This window comes from Pseudomonas sp. GW821-FHT09H03 (genome assembly GCF_059415945.1).
This window is the reverse complement of the sequence record NZ_JBWKOF010000015.1, coordinates 1-12,765: the sequence shown is the minus strand read 5'-3', so window position 1 is coordinate 12,765 and position 12,765 is coordinate 1. Positions and strand designations below refer to the sequence as shown.

14 protein-coding genes and 1 tRNA gene are annotated in these 12,765 nt (G+C 58.8%); 6 read left to right on the top strand and 9 right to left on the bottom strand.

Annotated elements, in window-relative coordinates; all coding sequences use genetic code 11:
* The first annotated feature begins 164 nt into the window (after positions 1-164).
* Positions 165-401 (top strand): DUF1654 domain-containing protein, encoded by a 237-nt coding sequence (locus tag AC07OG_RS20585; RefSeq protein ID WP_060540025.1) that lies wholly within the window; start codon positions 165-167, stop codon positions 399-401.
* Positions 402-405: 4 nt separating this feature from the next.
* Positions 406-1,095, top strand: coding sequence for an endonuclease (locus AC07OG_RS20580; protein WP_060540026.1), 690 nt, complete (start codon positions 406-408; stop codon positions 1,093-1,095).
* Positions 1,096-1,179: 84 nt separating this feature from the next.
* Here the strand turns inward: AC07OG_RS20580 and AC07OG_RS20575 are convergent, their stop codons facing one another.
* Positions 1,180-1,545 (bottom strand): SPOR domain-containing protein, encoded by a 366-nt coding sequence (locus AC07OG_RS20575; protein WP_060540027.1) that lies wholly within the window; start codon positions 1,543-1,545, stop codon positions 1,180-1,182.
* A 249-nt stretch (positions 1,546-1,794) separates the two neighbouring features.
* Here AC07OG_RS20575 and csrA point away from each other — a divergent pair, with 249 nt between their 5' ends.
* Positions 1,795-1,986, top strand: coding sequence for a carbon storage regulator CsrA (gene csrA / locus AC07OG_RS20570; protein ID WP_008057174.1), 192 nt, complete (start codon positions 1,795-1,797; stop codon positions 1,984-1,986).
* A 90-nt stretch (positions 1,987-2,076) separates the two neighbouring features.
* Here csrA and AC07OG_RS20565 read toward each other — a convergent pair whose 3' ends face one another.
* Positions 2,077-2,532 (bottom strand): DUF2214 family protein, encoded by a 456-nt coding sequence (locus AC07OG_RS20565; RefSeq protein ID WP_495067933.1) that lies wholly within the window; start codon positions 2,530-2,532, stop codon positions 2,077-2,079.
* A 316-nt stretch (positions 2,533-2,848) separates the two neighbouring features.
* Between AC07OG_RS20565 and AC07OG_RS20560 the strand changes: the two genes are divergently transcribed.
* The gene (locus tag AC07OG_RS20560) at positions 2,849-3,052 is read left to right on the top strand and encodes a hypothetical protein (protein WP_495067932.1); all 204 of its coding nucleotides are present in this window, start codon (positions 2,849-2,851) and stop codon (positions 3,050-3,052) included.
* Between the two features lie 202 nt (positions 3,053-3,254).
* Positions 3,255-3,836, top strand: a complete 582-nt coding sequence (locus AC07OG_RS20555) for a hypothetical protein (protein WP_495067931.1) — start codon at positions 3,255-3,257, stop codon at positions 3,834-3,836.
* 133 nt (positions 3,837-3,969) lie between these two features.
* Here the strand turns inward: AC07OG_RS20555 and AC07OG_RS20550 are convergent, their stop codons facing one another.
* From AC07OG_RS20550 to AC07OG_RS20540, 3 genes are all read right to left on the bottom strand, one after another.
* Positions 3,970-4,467 (bottom strand): type II toxin-antitoxin system YhaV family toxin, encoded by a 498-nt coding sequence (locus AC07OG_RS20550; protein WP_495067930.1) that lies wholly within the window; start codon positions 4,465-4,467, stop codon positions 3,970-3,972.
* Positions 4,468-4,505: 38 nt separating this feature from the next.
* Positions 4,506-4,706: an AbrB/MazE/SpoVT family DNA-binding domain-containing protein gene (locus AC07OG_RS20545; RefSeq protein WP_060540031.1), complete on the bottom strand. Its 201-nt coding sequence runs from the start codon at positions 4,704-4,706 to the stop codon at positions 4,506-4,508.
* A 342-nt stretch (positions 4,707-5,048) separates the two neighbouring features.
* Positions 5,049-5,125 (bottom strand) — tRNA-Val (locus AC07OG_RS20540).
* A gap of 184 nt (positions 5,126-5,309) precedes the next feature.
* Here AC07OG_RS20540 and AC07OG_RS20535 point away from each other — a divergent pair.
* The gene (locus tag AC07OG_RS20535) at positions 5,310-6,593 is read left to right on the top strand and encodes an NAD(P)/FAD-dependent oxidoreductase (RefSeq protein ID WP_495067929.1); all 1,284 of its coding nucleotides are present in this window, start codon (positions 5,310-5,312) and stop codon (positions 6,591-6,593) included.
* Positions 6,594-6,651: 58 nt separating this feature from the next.
* Here the strand turns inward: AC07OG_RS20535 and AC07OG_RS20530 are convergent, their stop codons facing one another.
* The 4 genes from AC07OG_RS20530 to AC07OG_RS20515 are packed head-to-tail and all read right to left on the bottom strand — an operon-like array spanning position 6,652 to position 12,226.
* Entirely contained in the window at positions 6,652-7,623 is a 972-nt protein-coding gene (locus AC07OG_RS20530; protein ID WP_060540041.1) for an XdhC family protein, read from the bottom strand.
* 1 nt (position 7,624) lies between these two features.
* Complete coding sequence (locus tag AC07OG_RS20525; RefSeq protein WP_495067928.1) at positions 7,625-8,860, bottom strand: c-type cytochrome; 1,236 nt, start codon at positions 8,858-8,860, stop codon at positions 7,625-7,627.
* A gap of 2 nt (positions 8,861-8,862) precedes the next feature.
* Entirely contained in the window at positions 8,863-9,402 is a 540-nt protein-coding gene (locus AC07OG_RS20520) for a (2Fe-2S)-binding protein (protein WP_060540043.1), read from the bottom strand.
* Complete coding sequence (locus AC07OG_RS20515) at positions 9,395-12,226, bottom strand: xanthine dehydrogenase family protein molybdopterin-binding subunit (RefSeq protein WP_495067927.1); 2,832 nt, start codon at positions 12,224-12,226, stop codon at positions 9,395-9,397. Before AC07OG_RS20515 ends, AC07OG_RS20520 begins: the two co-directional genes overlap by 8 nt.
* Positions 12,227-12,765 lie beyond the last annotated feature (539 nt).

The following is a 12,765-nucleotide window of genomic DNA, read 5'->3' as shown; positions in this document are numbered from 1 at the left end:
CCACCTTGGTGAGATGGTTGTGTTAGCCGGTGACAAAAAACCTCGCCCCGCCTTACACCAAACGGAACAAATCGCTGTCAGACGATCTTCTTGAATTTTAAGCAGTTGCGAAAAGTAGCACAGTTAAATACTGTATGCACGTACAGCTTAATAAGGATAATCCCATGGACACCACTGTCACTCCTGACACCTACGTACGCATGGGCATGCGCGTACAGAAAATCATCAACTCCCCCACTGCGCAGAAAGCCAGGGCAGCGCTGATCTTTCGCCTGCCTGAAGAGCCGGTGGATGAATGGGAGCGCCTGCTCGAAGAAATCGACGAGAACGACAACGTCACCCTCGCCTATCGCGATGATGGTGGCGTGCAGATTTTCTGGGTTGTGCCGAAGGAAGATTGAGTCGATGACTGCCCGCTGTTTCGCTTTACTGTTTCTGCTGTTCGCCACGGGCGTCCAGGCGGACGCACCGCGCACGTTCGATGAGGCCAAGAAAATCGCGTGGGAGCTGTATGCCCCTCAATCAACGGAGTTTTACTGCGGCTGCAAATACACGGGCAACCGGGTGAACCTCGCCGCATGCGGTTATGTGCCACGCAAAAATGCCAAGCGCGCGTCCCGTATCGAATGGGAGCACATCGTTCCGGCCTGGCAGATCGGCCATCAACGCCAATGCTGGCAAGAAGGCGGACGCAAAAACTGCACACGCTACGATGCCGCCTACCAGAAGGCTGAAGCCGACCTGCATAACCTGGTACCCAGCATTGGCGAGGTCAATGGCGATCGCAGCAACTTCAGTTTTGGCTGGTTGCCGGAGCAGTCGGGTCAATACGGCTCCTGCCTGACCCAGATCGACTTCAAGGCCAGGAAAGTCATGCCCCGCCCTTCCATTCGCGGCATGATCGCCCGGACTTATTTCTACATGAGCAAGGAATATGGCGTACGTCTGTCCAGGCAGGATCGACAACTGTACGAAGCCTGGGACAAAACCTACCCGGTCCAGTCCTGGGAGCGTCAGCGCAACCAGAGCGTGGCGTGCGTCATGGGGCGCGGCAATGAATTTGTCGGCCCGGTAAACTTGAAAGCCTGCGGCTAAGCCCGCACGCCCTTAAAAAACACCAAGGCCCCGGGACGAAGTACCCGGGGCCTTTTGTTGATCAGTGCTCTATCACGCGCAAGGTTACTGAACCGCCGGACGCTCAAGCACCAGCAACTCGATGTTCTGTTTCTTCGCCCGGGTGAGCGATGCGCGGACCTCATCCTGCTTGGCCTGGGCCTCGGCCCGTGAGTTGTATGGCCCCATCAGAATACGTGTCTGGCCATTTTCCTTGACTACACTGGACATGAAGCTGTGCTCGATCAGCCATCCGCTCAGATCGCTGACCGCCTGAGGTGTTTCACCTCGCACTTCAAGATCCCATTGCGGCCCAGACACCTGTGCAGTTGCTGGTTCCACCGGTGGCCGTGGCTTCGGCGTGTCCACGCTCTTGCCCTCACCACATCCTGCCAGCGCCAATATCGCGATTACCCAGAACATTTTGCGCACAGCGTATCCCTCAGAATGCCAAAACGAGGATTTTAACACTCATGAATACTTCACGAGACCCGCAAAATGGGCACAAAACAGCGAGAATGATGGTTGCGGCCTCTGTATAGTTACGCCCTGGGAATTAATGTCGCTACTGAACGTCAGAAAGAGACACCCAAAAAGTGAGACTTCGCACTAATCTATACGTACCACCGACCTCTGCACTGTCCGAATCAGGTGCCCCACCAAGCAATCAAGGAGAAGACCATGCTGATACTCACCCGCAAAGTCGGTGAAAGCATAAATATCGGTGATGACATTACAATCACCATTCTGGGCGTAAGCGGCCAGCAAGTCAGGATCGGCATCAACGCACCGAAAGACGTTGCAGTGCATCGCGAAGAAATCTACCAGCGCATCCAGGCCGGTCTGACCGCCCCGGAAAAGCCGCAAACCTGATTCTTGCAGTCAGTAGCCAGCCCGTTCCCCCCGGACCACGGCTGGCTAAAGATTCAAATCCCGCATCCCGCCCAACTTGCCCGCTCGGCGCTACCCAAAAGCCACTCCCCGCGCCATCCCTGTGGCCGCAACCACCATCAGCAGCACCAGCAGCGCTTCGACATGACTTATGCGCGCGAACAGCTTCACGCGTGCGGTGTCGATAGCCGTTTTGCGCCCAAGCGCGATCCGCCACTTGATCAACGTCACCATCGGTGCAATCTCGAGCAACAGGATCAGCACGAAAAACGTCATCTTGAGATGGAACAACGGCTGATGCAGGTAATAGTCCGCGCCTTTTTCATACCCGCCGAAGGCCCGCATCCCGCCACTCAGTAACAGGACGACGGCGCAGATCCCCCACAGGTTGTCCGCGATCAATACGCTGCGTGCCTCCCCGACCCCATCGGCCAATCGTCGAAAAGCCGTGCCTCGCGCCAGCACCGCCCAGAACCCCACCACCAGCGCCAGAAGATGGCCCGCCGCAAGCATCCAGTGAGTCAGCATCGAGAAACTCCTTTCAGGACGAAGTTGAATCAACCTGTCAGTAGTAGCCCATGAAGTGACGGGCTGCATCGGCGCCTTTGGTCGACCTTTATCGACGGAGCCAGAAAACCGCCACGCACCAAAGGCGCTTGAAGAGCCCGGCACACACCACTCGTCGCCTGGGGCAGCGCAGCACTCAACAGGCCTGCATCATGGCGTACGGATTGCACTTGTGGCCTGTAGCTGCCCGGAACGACATAATTCTGACGCGGCAATCATTCAATCAACGCTTAAGGACTTCCAGCGATACGCTCGGCCAGTCACCAGGAGATGTAACGTGTCAACGCTCAATGAAATCGCAATGAATCACGCGAGAATGGCCATGGAAAAGGCTGCAGAGTCGACGGTACCGAGCGAGCGACACATCCAGATTGTCGGCTTCGAAGTACCGGCAATGGAAACGCAACCCAATATTCCACTGCACCTCATCGCTGGAGTGCAGGACGCCCACAACAGCCAGGTGGCCGGTTACTCGCTCTGACTTTTACACAGCGAGCCACGAACTGATCGGCACGTCAGATAACCGCTGACCGTGTAGGGATGGCATCTCAAAGGCGCCCTTCAGACACGGTCACCGGCTGCCCTCTTTCTGCACATAAGCCTTTGCCCGACGCCACTTGCAGAGCGTCACTTTTCCACTGCTATGCTGGTAACAGCTGTTTCCCAAACCAGAGAAAAGCAGCATGGCAGCAGAAGGCAAGCGACTCCCACTCACGTTGAAGGTTATGGCCTGCCTGGCCGCAGGCATCCTTGTGGCCTGGGTAGTCACAACGCTGCTCGACACTTACTTCAACATGCCATTGCTGGCAGACACCAAGGGCTGGCTGCTACGTGCCGGGGATTGGCTTTTGCTGGAAACGCCAATGCCCAATTGGTCGCTGATGCTGATTATCGCGACTTTGATCGGCACTCTGTCTGTTGCGATTTACTACACCCGCAGCCCTGACGGGGCTGGCGGTGAGCTGCATGAGATAGAGCGCAAGGTTTACAAAAAGAACAACCCGCAGTTTCCGCAACTGACAGAGAACCAAACGCTACTGATGGAAGTTCTGGCCTACCATGCGAACTACCGGAAAATTGCAAGTCTGGACTCAGTCTGCAAACTTGTCTCAATCAGCACACTGGAAGTTGAAGTCGGTCTAAAGCAACTTGAAGCTAAACGCCTAGTGAAGCGAAGTGCGACACGGGGGACATTCGGCGCCACCACATTTTCACTTACCGTGGCGGGTAAGGATTATGCTCTGGAGCGATTTGAGCTTACTTAGTAGAGACACATGAGGTGCGGCCATGAGTTCTCGATCACGCGACTTCACCCTGGGAAGCGGACGAAAAACGACGAAGCACTGTCACGAGGGGCGCAACTAAAAGGAAATCGAGTACCGGGAGGTAGGCGCCGATCTACTCTTTTAACGAAATAAGCTTCTCCTCTTCTGCCCCTGTGATCTCGGTAGGAACATCGTAGGAATTACTTGCGGCCAAAAGCTCTGCAAATTCGCTTGGCACCTTGCCCCCTTTAACCATCGCAGCGAAGACCGCGTAGACATCACTTTTGTCACCAGCTTTTCGCAGTGTAGATTCGTCATTCAACCAAACATAGATGATGGTTTTGGGGGCGTCAGAGCGAAACTGGAAGAAAAGACGGTATCGGGGAGCCATCCCTTGCTTTTTAATGCGAAGCCAATGCTTGTTGGTTTTTCCCAAAGTTGTACCTTGACGGTAATTGGGATGTGCCGGGTTAGCTGGCACGTTGACCAGAATATTTTCGGTCACGGCATCAAGCAGCTTGTAGGACGGGTGGTGGTGAAAACCATCAGGGTTTTTCGCAGCAGCTCTCTCGACCTCTGCGGTAAGCGTTTCAGGCGCTCCAAGAAAAACGGGTGGGCATATAATGCCCACCCGTTTACGATGTTCAGCGTGCTTTCCGTCACGTAATTTTAGCCTTCCAGAAGCTCGCTACGACGACTTTGTTCAGCCTTCGTGCGCAGAGCCTGGATCCGGCTCAGAAGCCCAGTAGGAATGGGCTTGATGCTATCAGGCTGACTCTTGATGTCATCGGCAAGAAAATCTAGAAAATCGGCTTTGCTTTGAAGCTCTGCCTTTTTTTCTGCAAAGGACACAATGTTGGCTTTAGACATGACGTCTCACCTTTGAAAAATGTGCCAACCCTATCAGGGGTAGCTCGGTCCGCTGCTAGCGACCTCGCCCGGTGCGGATTCTGGCCTGGAAAGACCTTATCAGCGCTGCCAGCCCCTTTAGAGAAGCCAGCCTTGAACCAGTGACATAATTATTATGTAGATAAATTCGGCTTTGTTCAACTCAACATAGGCGAATCACTGATGCAATCTACACCGCACTAAAACTACGAGCTCCTGCATAAGAGGTGGGGATTTTGCAAAAGTTTTGCAAATCCAAGACAACAAAAAAGGGCCCACCTTTCGGTGAGCCCTTCCAGACCGCCCAGCAGAGCGGATTTTGTTTGGTAGGCGCGATTGGACTCGAACCAACGACCCCCACCATGTCAAGGTGGTGCTCTAACCAACTGAGCTACGTGCCTGCTGTGAGGCGGCATTCTACGGAATTCCGGAGGGGTGTCAACACCTTTTTTCGCGCTAACCCTATGAATATGCAAAATATTTAATTTTTCGCCTGCAACGAAGATTTTACGGGTGGCTGGCGGGCGATTTTTAACTCGGGTAGGATCATCACACTCGTAAAATATATTAAACAGAGGCTGCAGGATGGCGAACACCCCCTACCCAGAGTCCTACTACGCCGCATCGGCCAATGCTGTCCCCCCGCGCCCGGCGCTGCAGGATGATGTCGAGACTGATGTCTGTGTGATCGGTGCCGGTTACACGGGGTTGTCCTCTGCCCTGTTCCTGCTGGAAAACGGTTTCAAGGTAACCGTGCTCGAGGCCGCCAGGGTTGGTTTCGGGGCGTCGGGGCGCAATGGTGGGCAGATCGTCAACAGCTACAGCCGCGATATCGATGTGATCGAGCGCAGTGTCGGCCCCAAGCAGGCCCAGTTGCTGGGGCAGATGGCGTTCGAGGGTGGGCAGATCATTCGTGAGCGGGTCGCCCGATACAACATTCAGTGCGATCTGAAGGACGGTGGCGTGTTCGCCGCGATGACCGGCAAGCAGATGGGCCATCTGGAGTCCCAGAAGCGCCTGTGGGAGCGCTACGGCCACACCCAACTGGAGTTGATGGATCAACGCCGCATCCGCGAGGTGGTGGCCTGTGATCAGTACGTCGGCGGTATGCTCGACATGAGCGGCGGGCATATTCATCCGCTCAACCTGGCTCTGGGTGAAGCTGCGGCGGTGGAGTCCCTGGGTGGCACCATCTATGAGCAATCGCCTGCGGTGCGCATCGAGCGCGGCGCGAACCCGGTGGTGCATACGCCACAGGGCAAGGTCAGGGCGAAGTTCATCATCGTCGCGGGCAATGCTTATCTGGGCAATCTGGTGCCGGAGCTGGCCGCCAAGTCGATGCCCTGTGGCACTCAGGTGATCACCACTGAACCTTTGGGCGAGGAGTTGGCCAGGAACCTGCTGCCCCAGGACTACTGCGTCGAGGACTGTAACTACCTGCTCGACTACTACCGCCTGAGCGGGGACAAGCGCCTGATCTTCGGGGGTGGCGTGGTGTACGGCGCGCGGGATCCGGCGAACATCGAGGCGATTATCCGGCCGAAGATGCTCAAGGCCTTCCCGCAGCTCAAGGACGTGAAAATCGATTACGCCTGGACCGGCAACTTCCTGCTGACGCTGTCGCGCCTGCCTCAGGTCGGTCGCCTGGGCGACAACATCTACTACTCCCAGGGCTGCAGCGGCCATGGCGTGACCTACACGCATCTGGCAGGCAAGGTGCTGGCCGAAGCACTGCGCGGCCAGGCCGAGCGTTTTGACGCCTTTGCCGACCTGCCCCATTACCCGTTCCCCGGCGGACAATTGCTGCGCACGCCGTTTGCGGCATTGGGTGCCTGGTATTACGGGTTGCGGGACAAGTTCGGGTACTGAGCCGGAAAAACAAAAAGGCCTGCAACGATGCAGGCCTTTTGTTTTGGAGCTTTTGATCTTACAGCCGATCCCGAGGGATGCCGCTACGAATCCGCAGGATGTCCGCCAGCACTGCCAGCGCAATCTCCGCCGGGGTCTTGCTGCCCAGGTTCAGCCCGATCGGCGCATGAATCCGCGCCAGCTCCGCATCCCCCAAACCGCCAATGCGCCGCAGCCGTTCGAAGCGTTTGTGCGACGTCTGGATGGACCCCATCACACCGATGTAGAACGCATCAGTGCGCACTGCTTCCATCATCGCCAGGTCATCGATACGCGGGTCATGGGTCAGCGCCACGACCGCCGTGTCGCTGTGGCAGCCACCATCGGCGATGAACACCGACGGTAACTGACGTCGAATCTCTACGCTCTCCAGCACGACACCTTCGAGCACCTCGTCCCGTGGATCGCACAGAATCACTTCGAAGCCCAGGCCCACGGCAAACTCGGCGCAAGCCTGAGCGACGCTGGAGTACCCGGCCAGCAGCAAGCGCTGGGCAGCCCCGACACGCACTCGAACCCGATCGATTTCACGCTCGATGCGCACACCCTGCTCGCGATCATCGAACAGACTGCGCGCACCGCTGGCCAGATCGACTTCACGAATCAGCCGGCGCCGGCCCAACAAAGCCGACTCCAGCTCCCGCAGATGCGCCTGCGCCTCGCAATCAGCCTCAAGCTTCTCCACCAGCACATCGAGCACGCCGCCACAGGGCAGACTGACCCGGGAGCGCGGATCTTCGCCTTCGCCATAACGAACGACGCTGACAGCATCCTCAAATGCACCTTCGGCGACCCGCTCGAGAAAGTCTTCCTCCACGCAGCCGCCGGACAGCGAGCCGATCCACTGGCCAGCAACGTTCACCGCCAGCAACGAGCCCGGCGCGCGCGGCGCCGAGCCGTAGGTGGCAAGCACCGTACAGAGCCAGATGCGCTGGCCGGCCGTCGACCACTCCAGCGCCCGACGCACCACCTGCAGATCGAGATGCTGCATGTCAGTGTGCCTTGTGCTCGGTCGCCGGCGCTTCGGCCTGCAACTTCTGCACGTCGTTGACCGCCAGATCACCCGGCTGACCACCCCACCCCTGACGCAGGTAATTGAGCAGATCAGTCAGTTGTTCGGCACTGAGCTTGTCGGCGAACCCAGGCATCGGCTGCATGTGCTCGAAACCGGAGAATTTCTGCTCGCCGATACCGTCTTCGATCACCCGCACCAGGTTACGCGGATCTTCCAGGCGCAACGTGGTGTTGCCACGCATGGCCACGGCGATGTGCGGTTTGCCTTCGCCACCTTCGGCGTGACAGCCGGCGCAGACGTTCAAATATTCCTGACGGCCGCGCTGGGCACTTGCGCTCAACTTGTCCAATGGCACCTCGGTGAGCACTTTCGCCGCCGGTGGCTGGTCGCCGAGCAGGAAGGTGGCCATGGCGGCCAGATCCGGATCACTGAGGCCCTGGGTGCTGTTATGGAACACCGGGAACATCTCGTTGAACATCGTGCCCTGGGCGCTCATGCCGTGCTTGAGGAACGAGCTCAGGTCCTGATGGTTCCAGCCGCGGGCAGCCAGGTCAGTGGCCAGCAGGCTCGGGGCCAGGTAGCCATTGAGGATACCGCCGGTCATGCGCTTGTCCTGTTGCATTGCACCAGGCAGGCCGCGCGGGGTGTGGCACTCACCACAGTGACCGAGCACGTCGACCATGTACTGGCCGCGCTTCCAGGCTTCGCTCTTGCCTTGGGCCGGCTCCAGCTTCACGTCCTTGCCGTACATCATGTTCCAGCCCATCAGGCCCAGACGCACGTTGAACGGAAAGCTCAGGCTGGTGACCGGCGCGGCGCGCTCAATCGGCTCGACGGTTTTCAGGTAGGCATGAATGGCGTCAGAGTCTTCACGGGGCATCAGGTGATACGAGGTGTAGGGCATCGCCGGGTACAGGTTCGCGCCGTCGCGACGCTTGCCTTCGGTCAGCGCGGCAAAGAACTCTTCATCGCTGTACAGGCCGATGCCGTGCTCTTTGCTTGGCGTGATGTTGGTGCCATAGATGGTGCCGAACGGCGAGACGATCGGCAGACCGCCTGCGTACGGAGCGCCACCCGGCGCGGTGTGGCAGGCCATGCAGTCAGCGGCGCGGGCCAGATATTCGCCGCGCTTGACCTGATCATCGGCGTGAGCCAGAAAAACCGGCGCAGCCAGGCCGACCGCCAGCGCAAGGCGGGTAAGTAGATGCTTCATGCTCAACCCTCCTTGACCAGGCCGAGATCGGTCAACACGTTGCGGGTCGCGCTGTAGTAGCGCACATAGCCGGTGCAACGGCAGATGTGATGACCGAGGCTGTCCTCGATGACTTTTTCCAGCTGGCTTTTGACGATCGGCTGACGCTGCAGCTTTTCCACCAACACGGTCGCGGCGTTGACGAAGCCCGGTGCGCAGTAGCTGCACTGGAAGGCGAACTCATCGACGAAGCGCTGCTGGATCGGGTTCAGCTCAGTGACCTTGCCCTGCTCATCGCGGGTCGCATGACCTTCGATGGTTCGCACCTTCTTGCCTTCGAAATAATGCGCACCGGTGATGCAGGTACGCACTTCTTCGCTGGTGCCGTCCGGGTTATCGACGATCACCACACAAGCGTGGCAGATGCCCTGGCCGCAGCCCAGGCGCGAACCGGTGAGGTTCTTGTATTCGTGCAGATAGTCGATCATCGGCAGGTCATCAGGGATGTCCACCGGGCCGACGGTTTGACCATTGAGGGTCAGTTGAAGCGGACGGTTAGCCATTGAGGGCCTCCTTGATGCGTGCAGAAGTGATAGGCAGGTCGCGGACACGTTTACCGATGGCATGCGCCACGGCGTTACCAATGGCACCGACCACCGGGATCATCACCACCTCGGCGATGCCCTTGGACGGATCGCTTGGCGACAGTGGCGGCAGGATTTCTGCGGTCTGTTTCCAGACAGCCACGTGCCGCGCCATTGGCAGACGGTAACGGTTGAAGTTCCAGTCACCCTCCCCTGGCCCGCCTTCGTACAACGGCATTTCCTCCATCAGCGCATGACCGATGCCCATGGCGATGCCGCCTTCGAGCTGGCCCTTGACCAGTTCTTCCACCAGCACCCGACCGCACTCGACCCACGAATGGTGGTTGAGCACCGACACCTCGTTCGAGCCCTTGTTGACCTTCACTTCCACCAGCGTCGCAACCGGGCTGTAGTAAGTCACCGCCGCGTTGTTCAACTGGGTCGCCGGATAGGCGATGTTCTGCCGATCGAGCAGATGGAAACCGGCGCTGGTCATCTGCGCCTTTTTCGCCTTCGGTGCACCGTCGCCGTACTTGACGGCAAGACCGTCGAGCGGCAAACGCTCGCGCACGCCGTCGATGCTGAACTCGGCCTCGGCCCAGCTCCAGCGGTTGAAGCCGTGCACGGTGGCAGCAGTCACCAGGCCACGTTCGTGGGCGCGCTTGGCCAGTACTTCAAAAGCCAGGGGCTCCATGCCGTTGGCAGTGAGCTTGCCGTCGACCCAATGGGCATCTTCGCGACGCACCACGTAAGGGTTGGCCTGGCCGCCGAACGGGCCCTGTCGCCAGATTTCCAGCGCCGCCGGCCACAGGCCGTGGTTGAACAGCACGCGCGCCGCTTCACGGGTGGCGTGGCTGAAGTAGTACGCGGAGTTGGTCGCCGACGAGGCTGAGGCCACTTTGCCGACCCAGCGCGGGTTGCGCAGGAAGTTGTCCTGCTCGGCCTGACTCATGATGTAAGGGTTGCCGCTGGTAATCAGCTGCATCTCTTTCCATTCGGTTTCGCCGGTTTTCACTTCGTGCGCCGGGCTGCCGAGGAAGTCGGCCACTACCATCGCTTGGGAAGTGGACATGCCGGTGCCGATTTCAATGCCGATGTGGCGCAGGTTGATGCGACCCTCGGCAGTGAATTCGATGCTGGCCATCGGCGCTTCGGAACCGGTGCCGAAGTCTTTCTGGCAAATGGCGAAACCAATGCCGTACCAGTTGTCGGGATCGGCTGCTTCACGCTGCTTCTTGATCGCGGCGCGGTTTTTCCAGGTGTCGTGGACCGCCGCCTTGTCGAGAATCTCGTGCAGGCGCAAGGCACCAGCCGGGATCGCGCCCTGGGTGTTTTTCATGCCCGAACGCAAGGCGTTTTTGCGGCGCAGGTCGATAGCATCGACACCGAGACGATCGGCGATTTCGTCGACCATCATCTCCGTGGACGCCATGGACTGCAGGGTGCCGTAGCCGCGCATCGAACCGGCTTCAACGCCGCGCGAATGGTAGGCGGTGACCTGCAAATCGTTCTGCGGCATGTAGTAGATCGACTGCGCCGCCGTGGCACCCACTGCTGCCACCGACGCGCTGTAGTTGATGCGACCGCCACCGTCGACGCTCATATCGGCGCGGAAGATCTTGAAGCTGTGGTCGGTCTTGTCCACCGCCAACTGGTAGCGGATGTCGAACGGGTGACGCTTGATCCCGCTCTGGAACTGCTCGTAGCGGTCGTTGGCCAGACGCACTGGCACACCCGCACCGTACAGCGCCGCCAGGGCTGCATAGTAGACGAAGATGTTGTGGTCTTTGGAACCGTAACCCACGGTATAACCCGGGTGCATGTTCAGGTTGGCCAGGCCGAAACGCGACGGCGCAATCATCTTCGCGGTCTCGGTCGCTGCCTCCAGTGGGCACTGGGTCGCCACCACAAAATGCAGGGTCTTGGTCGCCGGATCGTACCAGCCGTTGCCGTTGTCCGGCTCCATCGCCGCAGGCTCGATCGATGGGGTCTTGTAGCGTTCGTCGAACACCAGCCAGTTGTCCGGCGGAGTGTCGATCTGCTGCTTCATGCGGTCAGCGTAGAACAGCCCGCGCTCGGTCAGGTTGCCGTGCAGGTTGGGCTGGGAGTTCCACACCGGCCGACGGTTTTTCAGCATCGGGAACAGGATCGAGTCCTTGAGGCTGGCGAACTCATCTTCGTCTGCCGAAGTCGGCCCGCCGACTCGCACGTAGCGGAAGCTACCGTAGGGATCACCTTCGTAGAACGGTACTTTCTCGCCGTAGCGGATTGCCTTGTCATTGAACTTGAGCTGGGCCTTGGCCTTGCGGAAGCGCTCGAAGTCGTTCCAGATCAGGATTGCCACCGGGTGACCGATGAACATCGGCACCTTGCCGACCGGCAACAGCGGATCCGGGGCGTGCTCCTCAGGGAAGACGATACCGTCCTTGATCAGGTCGTCGGCGGTGACGATGCGGTCAGGCTGCAGCTCGGCCCCCAGCCACGACAGGTCATAGCCATCGTAGATGCGATCGGCCTTGATGGTTTTGAGCAGCATGGCGTGGCCTTGCTGCTGCGGCCAGCCCGGCATGTCCTTGGCGCGGATGTCGCGGGCAAAGACTTTGCTGCCGCAGACTTTGGACAAGGCATCGTTACGGGCACGCGCCTTGCCGTTATTGCCAAGCCACTGCTCGGACGGCACGGTCACGCTGTTTTCCATCAAGGCGGCCAGCGCCTGGCTGCTCAATGGCGTGAGCGTCACGCTCACACCCGCTACCAGCCCGCCCTGAAGGAACGAGCGCCGGGATATATCACGGTTGGACATGGATCATCCTCTGGACGGTTATGGGGCCCGCCCTTCTGGTTATGTACTGGAAATCACGAGTCTTGCAGAAGCCCCACCTGACGACGCGGAGGGCTGTAATGAAGTGCAAAGCTGACTGATAGGTTAAGTTTATAGGCTTATGCGCTCGCAGCAAACATCCCGGCACAAAAAACTGACCAAAGAATCAAAAAAACTGCGACGGCCTGACGCAGGGCTGTGGGCATCGGGAAACCGTGGCCAGCGCCACCAGATAGCCAGTCGACGCGATCAAAAGCCCGACAGGCTTTATCCGACACCAAGGCATTCAGAAAGGATTAAGAGGAAGAATAGGAGAGACGCGAAGGAAATCCAGATTTCAGAAACAAAAAACCCCGGTCTTTCGACCAGGGTTTTTGCTATCGACTCGAAGTCAGCCAACGGCTTTCTTCGTAGCTCCAAGGCGTTCAGCAGGCCTCGGGGCAGATATGGCGCAGCGGACGGGACTCGAACCCGCGACCCCCGGCGTGACAGGCCGGTATTCTAACCGACTGAACTACCGC